The following is a 16,577-nucleotide window of genomic DNA, read 5'->3' on the forward strand; positions in this document are numbered from 1 at the left end:
GTGTCTGACTCCGAACGCGGGCTGGTGCGGCTCTTTGCCGTCGACCTGTCGCCGGAGCAGATTCCGGGCTTTCGCGATATGCCAGAGGACACAGAGGACAGCGCGGACTGGCCGGTGGCCAAAGCGCTGGGCGCAAGCACGCTGGACCCCGATTTTGTTGAGCTGTTTGATCTGCGTGATCTCGATGATCTGGGGCTGACGGGCTATATGGTTGAGGGTCTCGGGATCGCCGCAGCCGATGTGAAAGAGGATGCGGCGCGGCTGTCGAGCCAAAAGGGCTGGATGCTGGTAGTACTGTCCTCGGCCTTTGAGGGCACTGCGCAAACCCTCTCCCCCAGATCTCCGCTGCGCTGGATCGGCACCTATAAAGAAGAAACCGCGCCGGTGCAGTTTGCCCCTCTGCCGGACAAATCCGCAAAAGGCGCACCGCTGCCGCCGGAGGCCGCCCCGGAGCCGGCCCCTGCCCCGCGCAGCCCCTACCTCACACTGCTGGTTGCGCTGTTTGCTTTGCCGCTTGGCGCGGCGCTGCTTGGTTTTCTCATATTATGGATGATCGGATGAACACGCATCTGACCCCGAATGCAGAGCTGCTTGACGCCGAAAGCGTGCAGCAAAGCCTTTCCGCAGATCGCGCGACCTATATCCGCGCCAACACATGGCTTGCGGCCGCGGCGATGCTGGGTGGTATGGTGGTGCTTTGGCTGCTGGGCAACCCCTACGTTTGGACCGGCGCTGTGGGCGGATTGGGCGCGATTGTGGTGCGCGGCGCTTATCTGATGTCTGATGAGCTGGCGATGCGCTGGGATCTGACAAATCAGCGCTTGCTTGGCCCCGGTGGCCGGATAATCGCGCTGGAAAACATCGAAAAAATCAACAAAATGGGCAGCTTCGTGCAGGTTGTGACCCGGAGTGGCGACAAACATCTGATCAAGTATCAGTTGGACCCAGAGGCCACGATGGCCGCCCTGAAACGCCGAAGCGGCGCCCTTTAAGGAGAGCAGAGATGACCACGCTTTTCACCAACGCCCGCCTGATCAACCCGGCGGAGGGCACGGACGCCCCCGGCTGGCTGCTGGTTGCGGATGGCAAGATCGCAGGCTTTGGCAGCGACACGCCGCCCGCAGCGGAAGAGACCATTGATTGCGGCGGGCTGTGCCTTGCGCCGGGGATTGTGGACATTGGTGTGAAGGTCTGTGAGCCCGGTGAGCGCCACAAGGAAAGCTATAGATCTGCCGGTCTGGCAGCGGCGGCGGGTGGTGTGACCACCATGGTCACGCGCCCTGACACGCTGCCGGCGATTGACACGCCGGAGACGCTGGAATTTGTCGCGCGTCGCGCAAATGAGGCCGCACCGGTCAATGTGTTGCCGATGGCCGCGCTGACCAAGGGGCGCGAGGGTCGCGAGATGACCGAAATCGGCTTTCTGATGGACGCGGGCGCAGTGGCCTTCACCGATTGTGACCATGTGGTGCGCGACACCAAAGTGCTGTCCCGTGCGCTGACCTATGCGCGCTCTTGCGGGGCGCTGGTGATTGCCCACCCGCAGGAGCCTGTGCTGTCCAAAGGCGCCGCGGCAACCGCGAGCAAATTTGCCGCGCTGCGCGGGCTGCCTTCGGTCTCGCCCATTGCGGAGCGTATGGGGCTGGATCGCGACATTGCCTTGGTGGAGATGACCGGCGCGCGCTATCACGCCGATCAGATCACCACCGCGCGTGCCCTGCCCGCGCTAGAGCGCGCCAAAAACAACGGCTTGGACGTGACGGCGGGCACCTCGATCCACCATCTGACGCTGAATGAGCTGGATGTGGCGGACTACCGCACGTTCTTTAAGATCAAGCCGCCGTTGCGGGCCGAAGACGACCGGCTGGCGCTGATTGCTGCGGTGAAATCCGGATTGATCGACGTAATCAGCTCCATGCACACGCCACAGGATGAGGAAAGCAAACGTTTGCCGTTTGAGGAGGCGGCCTCCGGCGCGGTGGCGCTGGAGACCCTACTGCCAGCGGCGATGCGGCTTTATCACAATGGCGATCTGACCCTGCCCGAGCTGTTCCGCGCGCTGGCGCTGAACCCGGCGCAGCGTCTGGGGCTTGCGAGCGGTCAGATGGCCGAAGGCGCGCCGGCTGATCTGGTACTGTTTGACCCGGATGCGCCCTTTGTGCTCGACCGTTTCAAGCTGCGCTCCAAATCCAAGAACACCCCGTTTGACGGCGCCCGCATGCAAGGTAAGGTGCAGGCAACTTACGTGGCCGGTGAGGCCGTATACCGGAGAGACTGATGCCCATTTTGGAAACCGCGCCCGCCGCCCTGCTTCTCTGGGCCGCGATTGGCTATCTTTTGGGCTCGATCCCCTTTGGCATGGTGCTGGCCCGCGTGATGGGGCTGGGCAATCTGCGCAACATCGGCTCCGGCAACATCGGCGCAACCAATGTGCTGCGTACGGGCTCCAAGAAAGCCGCCGCGCTGACCTTGCTGCTGGATGGCGGCAAAGGCGCGGTGGCCGTGCTGATCGCGCGCGCCATGGCAGGCGAGGACGCCGCGCAACTGGCCGGGCTGATGGCGTTTTTGGGCCATTGCTATCCGGTGTGGCTGAAATTCAAAGGTGGCAAAGGCGTAGCGACCTTCCTTGGCCTGATCCTCGCGCTCGCATGGCCCGTGGGCATTGCCTGCTGCCTGACATGGCTTGTGACGGCTGCGATCTCTCGCATCTCGTCGCTGTCAGCGCTTGTCGCGGCCTGCGCGAGCGCCATCTGGATGTTTGTTCTGGGCTACGGCAGTGCGGTGTTTTTGTCGCTGGCGCTTGCCACAATTGTAATGTGGCGGCACCGCGAGAATATTGAGCGCCTGCGCGCGGGCGAAGAGCCTAAGATCGGGGCGAAGTAAGCACGTTTTCCAGCGTGGAAGGTATCCTCACCCCGCCTTCCACCATCACCTGATTCCGGCCAGAGTTTTTGGCCATATAGAGCAGCTCATCTGCGCGCTTGAGGAGGGCCGCGGCGGCGCTGGATTGGTTGCTGATCTGGGTCAGCCCAATGCTCACCGTTAAGCGGATTTTGTTGGCGTCAGCTACAATTTCGCTGGATTGGATGGTGGAACGCAACCGCTCACAGGCCGCATATGCGCCGATCAAATCGGTGTCGGGAAAGACCAGCGCAAATTCTTCGCCGCCCAGTCTGCCAACAAGGTCAATTGTGCGAAATTCGCGTATCAGCATCCGTGAAAGCTGTTGCAGGGTCTTGTCTCCTGCATCGTGACCGTAGGTGTCATTTATCCGCTTGAAATGATCGACATCGAGCATGGCGACCGACATTGGCAGGCCTTGTTTCCGGGCCGTATCAAATTGCGTTTCCAGTGTTTTCAGAAACGGCCGACGGTTGGAAACCTGGGTCAGCGGGTCCGTATTCGCCTCGATCTGAAGCAGCTCATAGGCTTTGGTCAGCTCTCGAATACTCAGAATGCCGACAAGCTTCTCATCCTCAAGCACGGGAATGTGCCGGATCGCGTTTTCATTCATGAGGTGCAGCAGATAGCTCACCTCGTCCTCCGGGCCGCAAGAAATCACGGAGCGGGTCATGACATCTGAAACCAAAGCCTCTGCGGCTTTGGGATCGCAACTTGCCACCACCGGCAGGAGATCCCGTTCCGAGACAATCCCAACCATTGTGTTGGCTTCATCCGTCACGACCAATGCGCCAAGTTTGAGATCGATCAGAACACGGGCGGCTTGCCGAAGCGTCGAATGAGGTCGAATGCCTTCGACCTTGTTCGTGTCTTTCGACTTCAATAACTGAGACACTCTCACGCTACAGCCTCCCTCTATAACGGCCTGTAGGGTACGAGCATTAGATCAGCAGAAGTTAAAAGGTTCTTTCTAGATGTATTTTTGAACGTAAAATTTATCTAAACTATCAATGTGTTGAGGCTCAGGCGTGTGTTTTGTTCGGGTTACTGCGGCCGGTGGCATGGAGAAGAGCCTGAGATTTGCGCGGAGTGGGGGCCAGTAGGGCGCGCTAGTTCGGCTATGAGTCCAAACCTATCAAGTTACTGCATAGTAGCGAACGTCGGCTGCGGCGTGCCCCCGCCACAAGGATAGCGGAGGGCTGTCTATTTTAGAGGGCTTTTCGGAAGATTACTTTGTCATCTCCTTCAGCCCAGAAATCGCGGATACGTGCTTCTTCTTCGTAACCATTCTGGGCGTAGAACTTGCGCGTCGATGCGAAGTCGTCACTACCAGATGTGTCCACGATCAAGAGGCGTTGCCTTTTGTCCTTTAGGTGCTGCTCGGCTGCATGTACCAATGCCGCCCCCAACCGTTTTCCTTGCAAATCTGGGCGCACCGCGAGGGCGCGCATATTCCACGTACCATCGGCAAGTTCCTCGGGAACCGTGTAGCACAGGCCCACAGCTTCTCCGTCGCTGTAACACGTCAGCCAAAACGCTTCGGTCTCACCTGCCAATGACGGAGCAAGCATGTCTGGAAGCATCTCACTTGGGAAGAGTTCGGTGCCATTCAACACGGCCTGAAGGCTTGCGATGTCGTCGGTTGAAGTGGCTTTGATGATTGGTTTTGTCATTGTCTGTATGTCCCTATCTATTGTCGTATTGAGGGTTAACGGAACGAATGCCGAGCCGTGTGGCGCGGTAGGGTCGTCCGTTTTCGGATTTGATGAACCGCCTCTTTTTCAGACGGTTGACAAGCTCCAACGAGCAATCAGCCAAGACATGGCCGTCGCGAGTGAAGCAGGAAACTTCGCGCACCTTGCCGTTCGTCATACGTTCAAAGTGGATCGCGCCACCTTGCGCCAGAACGTGCAAAACACGCTGTTCGTGTTTTGAAATATTCAATGGATTGTCTCTTGATCTTATGTCAGCCGAAAAGGCTTCCGGCATCTCGCGCGGAAGTCTTTTGGTTCAGAATGGTCCAATCAGATGGACCTTAGCGGCGGGCCGCAATCGTAGACATAAAATCTCCGTAGCCCTGCTTATGTGCAGCGCATGTACGTGAGGTAGTGCGATAAGTACAAATTGGCAAGCGGACAGTTGGAAAATCAAAGCCAAAGGCAGCTCCGTCCACGAGAAGCCACCACCAACTTCCCCCTACTCCGCCGCCTCCCGGCGTTCTTCTTCCTCGGGCTGCGGGCGCATGGTGGCGATCAGTTCGGCAACCTTGATGCCGAACTTGCGCATCTCTGAGCGGTTCATGATCACGCCGCTTTCGGTCATGTAGAGCCAATCCGTCACGTTTAGGCTGTGACCGCCCGCTTCCTCGGTGAGCACGATGGTGTAATCCATGCGGATGGTGGCGCCGGAGACCTTGCCTTTGGCCACGCCAATGATGTCATCAGCGGTGGCGGTGAAGGTGGTGTCGTCCACGATTGTGAGGTTCCACTGGCGGTTTTGCTGTTTGCCATTGGAGTAGGTGAAGGCTTCTTTCAGGGTGCCGGTGTCGCCGTCCCAGCGGCCTTCCATACGGGCCACAAAGCTATTGGCCACACGCCCGTTAGGGCCATAAATCAGGCCTTCTGACAGGATGGGTCCGTTCAGGTGCTCTTTGAGCGAGATGAAAGGGCCGAGTTCCGCATAGTCAGAAGGCTCTTGAGAGCGGAAGCTGAACAGGCGGCCTTTGAGGTAGACCACGCCAAGGGTCAGCCCCAATGCCAAAATCAACAATACAGTCAGTAGTTTCATCACTCTGCCTCCTCGGCAGGAAGGGCCAGCACCATCGCCAGCGCCACAAGTTTCAACACACAGGGCACCACCGCGTACGCGATGTTGAGCGCATTCAGGGCCTCAGGCGTGTTGGTCTCTCCGGGCACAAACCCGTTGGTCTGCAGCGCTGGCAAAACCAGAAACGCCGCGAGAGCCAGTGCCAGTTTTCCGGCAAAAGACCATATCCCGAAGGCCAAAGACGCGCTCAGACGTGCCTTTGTGAGAGATACGGAGAAGAGCGCCGGAAGGATCACCATATCTGCGCCCAAGGCCGCGCCGGAGGCCACGCAGATGAGGGCAAAGCCCGCCAGATTGCCTGCCGAGAGAAAGGCTGCGCCAACAAAGCCGCCGATGGCCAGCGGCATGGCGATCAGCAGCGTTTTGCGCCCGCCCAGATGCACTGCAACTCGCGCCCAAAGCGGCACGGTGAGCCCGGCGCTGAGAAAGAAGAGCACCAAGAGCGGCCCGGCGGCATTGGCGAGCTGCAGGCGGTCTTCGACAAAAAACAGAAAGAGCGTTGAGGTGATGGCAACCGGCAGGCTGTTGACCAGCGCGAGCAGGATCAGGCGGGTGGCGCCTGCCTGTGTCAGATCCGCCAGTGAAAAGCGCGCGCCTTGGATCACGGGGCGTTGCCATATGGGCCGCGTGAGCACCCCGACCAGCAGCGCAGCCGCCCCCAATGTCAGGCCAAAGGCCCCGTAGCCCGAACCGGCAGCGCCCATGGCGACCAAAAGCGTGGGCAGCAGCGCGGCCATGATCACGCCCGCGAGCATCCCTGCCTCCCGCCATGCGGCAATGCGCATCAGTTCGGGCGGTGTGGGGATGCGTGCAAGGGTTGCGCTGCGGCCGTAGAGCAGGATCATGCCGAGGCTATAGGCTGAAAACAGCAGCACCAAGACAGCTGCAAGTGCGCCCATGCCGCCCTGCGCCAGTGCCTCTGCGCGGGTGAACAACAACGGGAAGCCTACGGCCAGCCCGCCGACAGCCAGCAGCGCAAAGCCAAGTTGAAACCGTGGGAAGCGGTCTATGGCCCAGCCAATCAGCGGGTCCTGTACCAGATCGACCAAACGGATCGCCAGCAGAAGCCCGCCCAGAGCGGCGAGCCCAATACCAAGTTCGACTGAGGCATAGCGCGGCAAATGGATATAGAGAGGGATGCCTGCAGCGGCCAGGATCAGCGCATAAAGACTGACGCGCGGATAGAGGCCGCGCGTTTGCTCTATGACCGCCGCTTCAGACATTGGGCCTATGCGCTGTCACGTAGCAGAACGGCATTGGCGGCGCGTTCGGCCTCACCAACCTGTGCTGCCGCCGCACCGGCGTTTTGCATGGCTTCCTGCTGGGCGCTCAGTTGAGCCACCACACGCATGGCGCTGTCGATTCCGTCCTCATGGAAGCCATGGCGGTTGTAAGCCCCTGCAAACCAGGTGCGGTTGTGGCCTTGCAGTTCGCGGATCTCGCGTTGTGCCACAAGAGCGGCTTTGTCAAACACCGGATGCGCAAAGCTCACGTCGTCATAGATGGCGTCCTCTGCGATCTCCTGCGTCGGGTTGAGCGTCACAAACAGCGGATCTTTGGTGTCAATGTTTTGCAGCCGGTTCATCCAGTAGGTCACGCCAATCGCCCCGTTCTGAGAGCGGTAGGCCCAGCTTGACCAGCACTTGCGGTTCTTTGGCATCAGCGCCGGATCGCGGTGCAGCACAGCGCGGTTGGGCTGATAGCGGATTGCGCTGAGCGCCTTGCGCTCGGCAGCGGTGGCGTCTTTGCCAAGAATGCGCAGCGCCTGATCAGAGTGGCAGGCCAGAATGAGCTCATCAAAACTCTGCGCTTCACTGCCAGCTGCTTTGACCGTGACGCCCGGCACTCCGCGCTCTGCGTTCAATCCGCGGCTCACATGCTCCACAGGCGCATTCAGGCGAATGGTGCAGCCGCGTGTGACCAGCGCGGCCTCCAGCCGTTTGACATATTCGATGCTGCCGCCATCCACCGTGTACCACTGGTGCTGTTTGTTGCCCGCCAGCAGCGCGTGATTCTTGAAGAACTGCACCAGCGAGCGTGCCGGGAATTGGTCCACTTCGGCAATCGGAGTGGACCAGATCGCGCCGCACATGGGCATGAGGTAATACTCGCGGAACCACTGGCTCAGCTTCAGCTCATCCACCAGCTCGCCGATGGTTTTGTCGTCATCCTGCGCGGCGGCCTCTGCGCGTTTGCCAAAGCGCAAAATGTCCGCGATCATTCCGTAGAACTTGGGCCGCAGCAGATTGCGCTTCTGCGCGGCAATCGCCCCCAAAGAGCTCAGGCCATACTCCAGCCAGCCATTGTCGATGCTGGCCCCAAAGCTCATTTCGCTTTTGGCGACCGGCACGTTCAGCTCGTCAAACAGGCGGGTCAGATGGGGATAGGTGGCGTAGTTGAATACGATGAACCCTGTGTCCACCGGCTGATCTCCGTTCAGACCCGCGAGCACCGTGCGGGCATGGCCGCCCAGACGCCCTTCGGCCTCAAACATGGTGACATCATGCTGCTCCGACAAAGCATAAGCCGCAGAGAGGCCTGAGATACCGGCCCCGACAATGGCAATCTTGCGGCGTGCATTCATCGACTGATCGAACATGAAACCCTCATTTATTAATCGTTTGAAAGCAGATACGCGGCGAACTAAACCTTGGTTCACTCTCAATGACATGCAAAACTCGCTCAACAGCGCGGGCGCTTTAAAAGGTCAGAAAACCCTGACCTGTGTGATCTGTGACGCAGACAAAAGCGTAAAGGGACCATGACGATAGAGCACATACAGGGCCACACCACACACGCCCGCAGAGGACAGCTGAAAAACGCCTTTCGCTATGGCGTGGATTTTGTCCTGACCGACCTTTCCGAGAGCCGCAGGCCTGCCCTGCTGTCGCGCAACCGTTTTAACCTCTGGTCGATCTGGGATCGTCACCACGGAGGCACACGCGGCGCGGGTGATGGGGTCGAGTGGTTCAAAGATGTGCTCCTTGATCGTGGCTTTCCGGTGGAGAACGCGCGGCTGGTATTACTCACGCAGCCCAGCTTTCTGTGGTTTCACTTCAATCCAGTGAGCTTCTGGATTGCGTTGATCAACGATCAGCCCTGCGCCTTTGTCGCGGAGGTGAACAACACCTTTGGTGACCGGCACTGTTACTTCTGCGCCCATGACGATTTCCGGCCAATTGCGGCCTCAGACCAGATGCATGCCCAGAAACTCATGCATGTGTCACCGTTTCAGAAAGTCGAAGGCGGCTACCGCTTCAATTTCGGGTTCAGTGCGGACGCGCTGAACATCCGCATTGCCTATGAAAACGGGGATCAGGGTGTGATTGCCACGCTTTTTGGTCCGCGCAAACCTGCGAGCAACGCAAGCCTGCTTTGGGCGGCGGTCCGTCGGCCACTTGGCGCGGCACGGGTGGTTGCTCTGATCCATTGGCAGGCGGCGATCCTGTGGGCAAAACGCGCGCCTTTCCTGAAGAAACAGCCTGCGCCCGAAACTCTCTTGTCTGACAATATCCCCGCCCCGGCGCAGAACCAATGAGCGTGTTTTCCGGCAAAACTTTCTGGCTCATTGGGGCCAGTGAAGGCTTGGGCCGCGCATTGGCTGAGAAGCTGAGCCGTGAAGGCGCTCAACTGATTGTGTCGGCGCGCAATGGCGAACGGCTTGCCTCGCTGGCGGCAAAGCTGCCCAATACGCGGGTGCTGATGCTGGACGTGACCGATGGCAAGGCGGTGAAAGCGGCCGCCAAATCCGTGGGTGAGATTGACGGGGTGATCTATAACGCAGGTGCCTATGAGCCGATGGCGGCCACGCAATGGGAGACTGTCAGCGCGCTGACCGTGGCCGATGTCAACTTCATGGGGGCGATGCGCGTTCTAGGCGCGCTTATGCCCGGGTTCACCGCGCGGGGTGCAGGAGACATCACGCTTGTCGGCTCTCTTGCAGGCTATCGCGGCCTGCCCAATGCCATTGGCTATGGGGCCAGCAAAGCCGCCTTGGTGAGCCTCGCGGAAACCATGCGCCACGACCTCAAAGGCACTGGAATCACCGTGCGATTGGTCAATCCGGGCTTCATCAAGACGCGCCTGACCGACAAAAACGCGTTCAAGATGCCCATGCTAATGACACCGGATGCGGCCGCAGATCATATCTTACGGGCGATGACATCGCGCCGCTTCCGCACCGATTTTCCAAGGCCGTTTTCCTGGGTGATCCGCTTGCTGCAATACCTGCCGGATTGGTTGGTTTATCGCGGGAAGTGAATCGCATTGTAAATGTTATAACATATCAATAATTATGCAGCCGTCAGCTATCTGAAGGCCCGTCATGACCGATTCACGCTTACCTGTTTCCCTGCTCACCGGATTTCTAGGCGCAGGGAAATCCACCCTACTCAATAAAATTCTATCTCAGACTGGCAAAGAGAAAATTGCCGTGATTGTGAACGAGTTCGGAGAAGTTGGGTTGGATCACGATCTGATCGAAGCCACCGACGAAGAGGTGGTGCTGCTATCTTCTGGCTGCCTGTGCTGTTCCATGCGCGATGATCTTTCCAAAACCCTTGCAGATCTGATAGAGCGCCGCACGCGTGGGACTTTGGAATTTGACCGTGTGGTGATCGAAACCACCGGGCTGGCGGACCCTGCCCCGATACGACAGACCTTGTTGCGGGATTACTACCTTGCCCGGGCGACGCGAATGGACGGCGTTGTCACGATGGTGGATGCAAGCAATGGGAAGGCGACACTGGACGCCCAGTTTGAAGCGGTATCGCAGGCCGCAACGGCCGACCTTCTCCTGTTATCCAAGACAGATATTGCCACCCCCAAGGCAACCTCGGCTTTGCGCCGTCGTTTGGAAAAGCTCAATCCCACAGCGGAGATCCTGAATGTCGCTGAGGCGGTTGAAGATCCGAAGCGGCTTTGGGGCCTGTCTGCGCTGCGCCGGAATGCTGATGCCACTCAGGCGCTCAATTGGCTGACACGCGCGCCATCTGAGGCCGCGCCATCTGATCCTCTCGTCAATCTTTCAGGCTTTGCGCCAACCAAGCTGGTGCGCAAGTTCTCTCCGCATGATGCGCGCATTGAGTCGGCTTCCATTACGCTGGAGACTCCACTGGAAGACTCGGTTTTTGATCACTGGCTGGACACGCTGGTGGCGCTGAAGGGACCAGACCTTTTACGAGTAAAAGGCATCGTCTTTCTCAAAGGGCTCAAAACACCTTTTGTCTTTCATGGTGTGCAGCACATCTTTGATCGTCCGGAGCCACTCAACAACTGGCCAGACGGCGACACCACCTCGCGCATCGTGGTGATTGCACGGGACATGACCAATCCCGAATTGCAGCGCAGTCTCGATATGCTGCGCGCAACGGCAGCGCCGAAACAAAAGGAGGTCTTTCCGGGGTGGAAAGACCTAGAGGCGCGAAGCCAAAGCTAGGTTGCTCAAATCCGGAAAATCGGCTGCAACATGCGCGGCACGAAGGCGTTGAATTTCAGCCTGGCATCCGTCGCGGCGAGGCAGATGCAGGCATCCCCTGCTCCGGCGATCGGCGTATGCTCCAGCGTTTCGTCCGCGACTTCCACATCGCCAACCCCGAAGAAGCCGGTCTCATCGGTGAAGCTGCCTTGCAGCACCAGTGTCAGCTCCAACCCGTTGTGGCCGTGATCGGGCACCGCCTGTCCCGGCGGGATATAGAGCAGACGCACGCTGCCGTGCTTGTCTTCGGCGAGAATATCCTGGCGCACACCCATGCCAAGTTTCTTCCACCGAGGTTCACGCCCTTTGAGCGCTTCAACAACAGGGCCCGGATAGGGGCCGCTGCGCGCATAGACTGGCGCCTCAGGAATAGGATCATCCAGAAGGCTCAATAGGTCAGCTTTCATGGAGGCCGACACGGCAACCGCGCCGCTGTCTTCGACCACAACACCGCCCACAGCTTCATGGGCTTCGACCACAGCACGGCACTCGGCGCAGATCGAGATATGGGTGGCCACAACAAGGGAGAAGGCGTGCGGCAGGTTGCCCGCCGCGTAAGCCGCCAACATGGGCTCTGGGATATGATGGCTTATGGCTGTCATTCACTCAGGTCTTTCAATTCGTGTCTCAGACGCTGCAATCCGAGGCGGATGCGCGATTTGATAGTACCAAGCGGCAAGCCCGTTTTTGTGCTGATCTCCTGATGGGTCAGCTCCCCAAGATAGGCCTGCTCAATCACCTCCCGCTGTTCAGGCCGCAGCTTTTGCAAAGCGGCCCGCAGCTGTCCCGTTTCTTGCTCGATGGCCAGGATCTGGCTGGCGTCCGGCTCCGCATCAGGTTCTTCCTTCAGCGCCTCCGGCATCGGGCGGTTTTCTTTGCGCGCCACGTCGATCTGACGGTTGCGCACGATCTGGTAGACCCAAGCGGACACCTGAGCACGATGCGGGTCAAACATATGGGCCTTGCGCCACAACGTTAGCATCACATCCTGCACGATCTCTTCGGCCTGCGCCGCAGAGGTGCCATTACGCATCACAAAGCCCTTCAAACGCGGGGCAAAGTGATCAAACAGCCGCGAGAATGCGGCTTTGTCGCGGTGATCGCGCACGGCGATCATCCACTGAGTCTCTTGTGAGGGCTCCGCTCTGGCTTGCGTCACGCGCTGCCTTTCCTTTGGTCGCGTTATCGGGGCTTTCGCCCGGTCGCGGGAAATATCAAGTGTTGCACTCACCATATCCCCAATACGCGGGGGCTTAAAAGACGGATCACCCCCGTGGTGGATTTTTTCTGGCGTCTTTTCAGCGCGATGCTTCAGATATGGCCGGTTTCTTCCAGAACGCGGCGCGCCACGCGGAAACACTCCAGCGATTGCGGCACACCGCAATAGATCCCGATCACATGGATGATGGAGCGCACCTCCTCTGCGGTCACGCCATTGGTAAGCGCGCCGCGCAGATGAATTTCCCATTCGGTCATTTTGCCAAGAGCTGCGATCATCGACAGGTTCATCATCGAACGGGTCTTGGCGTCAATGGTGTCATCGCCCCAGCCAAAGCCCCAGCACCATGCGGTCATGGCCTCCTGAAACGGGCGGTTGAAATCATCTGCGCCGTCCAGCGTCTTTTCCACATACTCGGCGCCCAGCGTCGCCTTGCGCGCGGCCAGACCTTTTTCAAACATCTCTTTGTCCAAACTCATCCTCTGCCCTTTCCTCCAAATTTCCCGCGAAAATGCGCGGCACCTCTTGAATAGCGAGCGACAGGCGGATTCCCCAAACGCTTTGTGGCGTTGAGGGGGAACCACGGGGTTTCCCTCGTAAATCCGAGGGATTATGCTACTAATTTACTGACGTAACGCTGATATGATTGGTCAAATCCATGGAAAAACGCCCTATCGTCTCCTCCCGTCACCTCGCTGAGGGGGATGGCTGGGAAGCCTCAGAGGTCGAGTACGGGATGATCATCGCCTACAACGCGTTTTCGCGCTGGATGACCCGGTGCATGGCGGCGGCGGGTCATCCTGAGATGACCCCGCTGGAGATCCTGGCGCTGCACAATGTCAATCACCGCGACAAGGACAAGCGGCTGACAGACATCTGCTTTTTGCTCAACATTGAAGACAGCCATACGGTCAATTATGCGCTGAAGAAGCTGCTGAAGCTTGGGCTGATCCAATCGGAGAAACGCGGCAAAGAGGTGTTTTACAGCACATCAGCGGAAGGCAAGGACGTCTGTGAAGCTTACCGTGTGGTGCGCAACCGGTGTTTTATCGACGGGTTGCCACGGCTGGATATTTCCGGCGAAGAGATGCGCGAGATTGCGGCCTCTCTGCGGTCTCTGTCCGGGCAGTATGATCAGGCCAGCCGGGCGGCTGCCTCGCTTTGATTGAGCGAAGCGGCCGAAGATTTAGCGGCTCATCAGCTCCGGCAGGTAGGTCACGATTTGTGGGAAGACACAGATCAGCAAGACGCCCAGAAGCAAAAGCAGGAAGAACGGGAATGCAGCCTTTGCGATTCGCAGGATGTCAAGCCGGGTCATGCCCTGGATGACAAAGAGGTTGAAGCCCACTGGCGGGGTGATCTGGCTCATCTCCACCACGATCACCAGATAGATGCCAAACCACAGCGGGTCGATGCCCACTGCGGAGATCATCGGCATGATGATGGAGGTGGTGAGCACCACCACGCTGATGCCGTCCAAGAAACAGCCCAGCACGATGAAAAACAGCGTCAGCGCCACCAGAAGGGCGGGCACCGAAAGCTCCATCGCGCCAATCCATGCCGCCAGATTGCGCGGCAGGCCGGTGAAGCCCATCGCCACGGAAAGATAGGCTGCGCCCAAGAGGATAAAGGCAATCATACAGCTGGTGCGGGTGGCAGACAGCAGCGCGTCCATGAAGAGTTTCACGCTGAAGCTGCCGGAAGCCCAGGCAAGCACTGTGGCCAGCACCACGCCCAGCGCGGCGGCATCTGTTGGCGAGGCAAGCCCTGTGTAGATGGAGCCGATCACGCCGATGATCAGCAGGGCCACGGGGATGAGATTGCGCGAGGCGGCGAGTTTTTCCCGCAGCGGGAAATCCCGCACCTCTTGTGGGATCAGGGCCGGGTTCATCCATGCGCGCACGGCGACGTAGCCGGCAAAAAGCGCAATCAACATGAAGCCCGGCAGGATGCCAGCCACAAAGAGGCGCGCGATGGATTGCTCGGTCGCCACGCCATAGACGATCAGGATGATTGAAGGCGGGATCAGCAGCCCCAAGGTGGCGGAGCCTGCGAGCGTCCCGATGATCAGGCTTTCGGGGTAGCCGCGTTTGGTGAGTTCGGGCACAGACATGCGGCCGATGGTGGCGGCCGTGGCGGCGCTTGAACCGGAGACGGCGGCAAAGATCGCGCAGCCAAAGACGTTCACATGCAAAAGCCGCCCCGGCGCGCGGGTGAGCCATGGGGCGAGGCCTGAGAACATGTCTTGGCTCAAGCGGCTGCGCAGCAAGATCTCCCCCATCAGGATAAACAGCGGCAGAGCGGTGAGCGCCCAGCTGTGGGAGTGCCCCCAAAGCGTGGTGGCAAGCACCAGCCCGGCGGGCGCGTTGGAGAAGGCGGTCATCGCCACCAACGCCACAACGCCCAGCGCCATGGCCACCCAGAGCCCGGCGGCGAGGCAGATCAGCATTAGCCCCAAAAGGATCGCGGCAATCATTGGATCGGCCATATTACATCTCCTCCGCGGCGTGCAGCACCGGCTTGCGGGTTGCAATGAGTTCCACCAAGGACTGCACCAGCGCAACGCACAGCAGACCGATGCCAAAGGTCATCACGCCTTGGGGCAGATAGAGCGGCACCGGAATGATCCCGTTGGAGACATCCCCGTAATGCAGGCTTTCCATCACCAGCGCGCCGCTGAAATAGACCGCATAGCCGACAAAGCCGATGGCCACCAAAAGCGTGACCGCTTCGAGCGCGATAATCGCGCGGCGGCCCATGCGCTGCACAAACAGCGTCACCCGGATATGGCCGCCTGAGCGCAGGGTGTAGGCCATGGCCAGAAAGGTGGCCCCAGCCAGCATGAAGCCCGCGAAATCCGCATAGGATGGAATGGTGGAAGGCAAGACGCCGGGCATCACGCGCCCCATGCCATTGAGCACAATTTGCGCGCTGACCAGAAGGCAGATCGCCAGTATCAGCATGGCACTGACATATCCGGCGGCCCGGTAAATTCCGTCCAAAGCTCTGCTCACGCCCTGCCCTCCTGTCTGGTCTGGTCTTGTTCGCCACATATGAAAACCGGCGATGACAGGCACCGCCGGTTCGCTATGGGGCTTACTTGCTGGAGTAATCCGCCAGCGCCGCTTTGGCGGCATCAGAGGCGTTTGCGTTCCAATTTTCGAGCATCTTTGCGCCGATGCCCTGCAAGCCTTCGACCAGAGCCGGGCTTGGCTCATAAACGGTGATGCCATTGGCGGCGAGTTCGGCGGTTTTGGCGTCGGCTTCAGCGGCGGACATTTCCCAGCCGCGGGTTTCGGCGGTGTCTGCTGCGGCCAGAACCGCCGCCTGCACGTCTGCATCCAGACGGTCAAACACGCGCTTGTTCACCACAACGATGTTTTTTGGCACCCAAGCGTTGATCGGGCTGTAGTGGCTCACAAAATCCCAAGCGGTGGAGTTCACACCGGTGGAGGGCGAGGTGATCATCGCGGCGACCTGACCGGTGGTGAAGGCCTGTGGAATGTCGGACGCCTCAACCTGAACAGGCGCGGCACCGGCGAGGGTGGCGAACTCTTCCAATGCCGCGTTATAGGCGCGGAAGCGTAGGCCGTTCAGATCCTCAACGGTTGCAATTTCGCCGTTGGTATAAAGACCCTGTGCTGGCCATGGCACGGAGAAGAGCGGCATCAGCCCCTGCTCTGCCAGAAGCTCGGTCACAACCGGCTCTTGTGCGGCCCAAAGGGCGCGTGCGTCATCATAGCTGGTGGCGACAAACGGCTGGCTGTCCAGACCATAGGCCAGATCTTCGTTGGACAGACGTGACAGGAAAAACTCCCCGATGGGCACCTGACGGGAACGCACGGCGTTTTTGATTTCCGCGTGCGGGATCAGCGAGCCTGCGGAGTGAATGGTGATGTCCAGCTCACCGTCGGTGGCGGCGCGCACATCCTCGGCGAACTGCATGATGTTCTGGGTGTGGAACGTGCTGTCGCCATATGGCGTTGGCATGTCCCAACCTTCGGCGTGGACCATTGTGGCACAGGCCATGGCGGCGGCGGCAAATGTCATTTTGCGCATTGTTTTGGTGCTCCCTGTTTTTGCAGAACGTCGAATCTGACGCCCACATAACGTTGACAAATTGTCAGCGTTCTCACCATAAAGCAACAATAATTC

20 protein-coding genes are annotated in these 16,577 nt (G+C 59.3%); 8 read left to right on the forward strand and 12 right to left on the reverse strand.

All coding sequences use genetic code 11. The features are described 5' to 3' along the window. The 4 genes from J7400_RS07765 to plsY are packed head-to-tail and all read left to right on the forward strand — an operon-like array spanning position 1 to position 2,883. Complete coding sequence (locus J7400_RS07765; protein WP_209061620.1) at positions 1-561, forward strand: hypothetical protein; 561 nt, start codon at positions 1-3, stop codon at positions 559-561. Further along, on the forward strand, positions 558-992 hold the full coding sequence (locus J7400_RS07770) for a hypothetical protein (RefSeq protein WP_209061622.1): 435 nt from the start codon (positions 558-560) through the stop codon (positions 990-992). The genes J7400_RS07765 and J7400_RS07770 overlap by 4 nt, the downstream gene beginning before the upstream one ends. Before the next feature lie 11 nt (positions 993-1,003). Then, positions 1,004-2,278 carry a dihydroorotase gene (gene pyrC, locus J7400_RS07775; RefSeq protein WP_209061624.1) on the forward strand — a complete coding sequence of 425 codons (1,275 nt, stop codon included), beginning with the start codon at positions 1,004-1,006 and terminating at the stop codon, positions 2,276-2,278. Then, positions 2,278-2,883, forward strand: a complete 606-nt coding sequence (gene plsY, locus J7400_RS07780) for a glycerol-3-phosphate 1-O-acyltransferase PlsY (protein ID WP_209061626.1) — start codon at positions 2,278-2,280, stop codon at positions 2,881-2,883. Before pyrC ends, plsY begins: the two co-directional genes overlap by 1 nt. On the opposite strand, the gene J7400_RS07785 is transcribed toward plsY, so the two are convergent. The 6 genes from J7400_RS07785 to J7400_RS07810 form a co-directional block, all read right to left on the reverse strand. Continuing rightward, positions 2,864-3,802, reverse strand: coding sequence for a diguanylate cyclase (locus J7400_RS07785; protein WP_209061629.1), 939 nt, complete (start codon positions 3,800-3,802; stop codon positions 2,864-2,866). The genes plsY and J7400_RS07785 overlap by 20 nt on opposite strands. Positions 3,803-4,109: 307 nt before the next feature. Further along, positions 4,110-4,574, reverse strand: a complete 465-nt coding sequence (locus tag J7400_RS07790; RefSeq protein ID WP_247738665.1) for a GNAT family N-acetyltransferase — start codon at positions 4,572-4,574, stop codon at positions 4,110-4,112. A gap of 13 nt (positions 4,575-4,587) precedes the next feature. Then, a complete protein-coding gene (locus J7400_RS07795; RefSeq protein ID WP_348540137.1) occupies positions 4,588-4,890 on the reverse strand; it encodes a YjhX family toxin in 303 nt (100 codons plus the stop codon). Positions 4,891-5,097: 207 nt separating this feature from the next. Continuing rightward, on the reverse strand, positions 5,098-5,688 hold the full coding sequence (locus tag J7400_RS07800; RefSeq protein ID WP_209061633.1) for a DUF3833 domain-containing protein: 591 nt from the start codon (positions 5,686-5,688) through the stop codon (positions 5,098-5,100). Further along, the gene (locus J7400_RS07805) at positions 5,688-6,950 is read right to left on the reverse strand and encodes an MFS transporter (protein WP_209061635.1); all 1,263 of its coding nucleotides are present in this window, start codon (positions 6,948-6,950) and stop codon (positions 5,688-5,690) included. The genes J7400_RS07800 and J7400_RS07805 overlap by 1 nt, the downstream gene beginning before the upstream one ends. A gap of 5 nt (positions 6,951-6,955) precedes the next feature. Further along, positions 6,956-8,326 carry an FAD-dependent oxidoreductase gene (locus J7400_RS07810; RefSeq protein WP_209061637.1) on the reverse strand — a complete coding sequence of 457 codons (1,371 nt, stop codon included), beginning with the start codon at positions 8,324-8,326 and terminating at the stop codon, positions 6,956-6,958. A 162-nt stretch (positions 8,327-8,488) separates the two neighbouring features. On the opposite strand from J7400_RS07810, the gene J7400_RS07815 reads away from it, so the two are divergent. From J7400_RS07815 to J7400_RS07825, 3 genes are all read left to right on the forward strand, one after another. Beyond that, on the forward strand, positions 8,489-9,265 hold the full coding sequence (locus J7400_RS07815) for a DUF1365 domain-containing protein (protein ID WP_209061639.1): 777 nt from the start codon (positions 8,489-8,491) through the stop codon (positions 9,263-9,265). Continuing rightward, complete coding sequence (locus J7400_RS07820; protein ID WP_209061641.1) at positions 9,262-9,987, forward strand: SDR family NAD(P)-dependent oxidoreductase; 726 nt, start codon at positions 9,262-9,264, stop codon at positions 9,985-9,987. Before J7400_RS07815 ends, J7400_RS07820 begins: the two co-directional genes overlap by 4 nt. 64 nt (positions 9,988-10,051) lie before the next feature. After that, a complete protein-coding gene (locus tag J7400_RS07825; protein ID WP_209061643.1) occupies positions 10,052-11,164 on the forward strand; it encodes a GTP-binding protein in 1,113 nt (370 codons plus the stop codon). A 5-nt stretch (positions 11,165-11,169) separates the two neighbouring features. On the opposite strand, the gene J7400_RS07830 is transcribed toward J7400_RS07825, so the two are convergent. The 3 genes from J7400_RS07830 to J7400_RS07840 all read right to left on the reverse strand — a co-directional run bounded on the left by J7400_RS07830 (position 11,170) and on the right by J7400_RS07840 (position 12,901). Beyond that, positions 11,170-11,805: a ChrR family anti-sigma-E factor gene (locus tag J7400_RS07830; protein WP_209061645.1), complete on the reverse strand. Its 636-nt coding sequence runs from the start codon at positions 11,803-11,805 to the stop codon at positions 11,170-11,172. Then, entirely contained in the window at positions 11,802-12,320 is a 519-nt protein-coding gene (locus J7400_RS07835; RefSeq protein ID WP_209062073.1) for a sigma-70 family RNA polymerase sigma factor, read from the reverse strand. Before J7400_RS07835 ends, J7400_RS07830 begins: the two co-directional genes overlap by 4 nt. A gap of 194 nt (positions 12,321-12,514) precedes the next feature. Beyond that, positions 12,515-12,901: a carboxymuconolactone decarboxylase family protein gene (locus tag J7400_RS07840; RefSeq protein ID WP_209061647.1), complete on the reverse strand. Its 387-nt coding sequence runs from the start codon at positions 12,899-12,901 to the stop codon at positions 12,515-12,517. 179 nt (positions 12,902-13,080) lie between these two features. Here J7400_RS07840 and J7400_RS07845 point away from each other — a divergent pair, with 179 nt between their 5' ends. After that, positions 13,081-13,587: a winged helix DNA-binding protein gene (locus tag J7400_RS07845; RefSeq protein ID WP_209061649.1), complete on the forward strand. Its 507-nt coding sequence runs from the start codon at positions 13,081-13,083 to the stop codon at positions 13,585-13,587. Positions 13,588-13,608: 21 nt separating this feature from the next. Here the strand turns inward: J7400_RS07845 and J7400_RS07850 are convergent, their stop codons facing one another. From J7400_RS07850 to J7400_RS07860, 3 genes are all read right to left on the reverse strand, one after another. Continuing rightward, complete coding sequence (locus tag J7400_RS07850) at positions 13,609-14,910, reverse strand: TRAP transporter large permease subunit (protein WP_209061651.1); 1,302 nt, start codon at positions 14,908-14,910, stop codon at positions 13,609-13,611. Between the two features lies 1 nt (position 14,911). Beyond that, positions 14,912-15,436, reverse strand: a complete 525-nt coding sequence (locus tag J7400_RS07855) for a TRAP transporter small permease subunit (RefSeq protein ID WP_348540138.1) — start codon at positions 15,434-15,436, stop codon at positions 14,912-14,914. Positions 15,437-15,518: 82 nt separating this feature from the next. Further along, the gene (locus J7400_RS07860) at positions 15,519-16,472 is read right to left on the reverse strand and encodes a TRAP transporter substrate-binding protein (protein WP_247738706.1); all 954 of its coding nucleotides are present in this window, start codon (positions 16,470-16,472) and stop codon (positions 15,519-15,521) included. Positions 16,473-16,577: the final 105 nt, after the last annotated feature.

It is taken from the genome of Shimia sp. R9_2, assembly GCF_017743735.1.
Lineage (GTDB): Bacteria > Pseudomonadota > Alphaproteobacteria > Rhodobacterales > Rhodobacteraceae > Shimia.

What these genes read in the sequence shown, in the direction of transcription:
- J7400_RS07770 (WP_209061622.1), top strand. Translation starts at nt 558, where the DNA reads ATGAACACGCATCTGACCCCGAATGCAGAGCTGCTTGACGCCGAAAGC.
- pyrC (WP_209061624.1), top strand. Translation starts at nt 1,004, where the DNA reads ATGACCACGCTTTTCACCAACGCCCGCCTGATCAACCCGGCGGAGGGC.
- plsY (WP_209061626.1), top strand. Translation starts at nt 2,278, where the DNA reads ATGCCCATTTTGGAAACCGCGCCCGCCGCCCTGCTTCTCTGGGCCGCG.
- J7400_RS07790 (WP_247738665.1), bottom strand. Translation starts at nt 4,574, where the DNA reads ATGACAAAACCAATCATCAAAGCCACTTCAACCGACGACATCGCAAGC.
- J7400_RS07795 (WP_348540137.1), bottom strand. Translation starts at nt 4,890, where the DNA reads ATGCCGGAAGCCTTTTCGGCTGACATAAGATCAAGAGACAATCCATTG.
- J7400_RS07800 (WP_209061633.1), bottom strand. Translation starts at nt 5,688, where the DNA reads ATGAAACTACTGACTGTATTGTTGATTTTGGCATTGGGGCTGACCCTT.
- J7400_RS07805 (WP_209061635.1), bottom strand. Translation starts at nt 6,950, where the DNA reads ATGTCTGAAGCGGCGGTCATAGAGCAAACGCGCGGCCTCTATCCGCGC.
- J7400_RS07810 (WP_209061637.1), bottom strand. Translation starts at nt 8,326, where the DNA reads ATGTTCGATCAGTCGATGAATGCACGCCGCAAGATTGCCATTGTCGGG.
- J7400_RS07815 (WP_209061639.1), top strand. Translation starts at nt 8,489, where the DNA reads ATGACGATAGAGCACATACAGGGCCACACCACACACGCCCGCAGAGGA.
- J7400_RS07820 (WP_209061641.1), top strand. Translation starts at nt 9,262, where the DNA reads ATGAGCGTGTTTTCCGGCAAAACTTTCTGGCTCATTGGGGCCAGTGAA.
- J7400_RS07825 (WP_209061643.1), top strand. Translation starts at nt 10,052, where the DNA reads ATGACCGATTCACGCTTACCTGTTTCCCTGCTCACCGGATTTCTAGGC.
- J7400_RS07830 (WP_209061645.1), bottom strand. Translation starts at nt 11,805, where the DNA reads ATGACAGCCATAAGCCATCATATCCCAGAGCCCATGTTGGCGGCTTAC.
- J7400_RS07835 (WP_209062073.1), bottom strand. Translation starts at nt 12,320, where the DNA reads ATGATCGCCGTGCGCGATCACCGCGACAAAGCCGCATTCTCGCGGCTG.
- J7400_RS07840 (WP_209061647.1), bottom strand. Translation starts at nt 12,901, where the DNA reads ATGAGTTTGGACAAAGAGATGTTTGAAAAAGGTCTGGCCGCGCGCAAG.
- J7400_RS07845 (WP_209061649.1), top strand. Translation starts at nt 13,081, where the DNA reads ATGGAAAAACGCCCTATCGTCTCCTCCCGTCACCTCGCTGAGGGGGAT.
- J7400_RS07850 (WP_209061651.1), bottom strand. Translation starts at nt 14,910, where the DNA reads ATGGCCGATCCAATGATTGCCGCGATCCTTTTGGGGCTAATGCTGATC.
- J7400_RS07860 (WP_247738706.1), bottom strand. Translation starts at nt 16,472, where the DNA reads ATGACATTTGCCGCCGCCGCCATGGCCTGTGCCACAATGGTCCACGCC.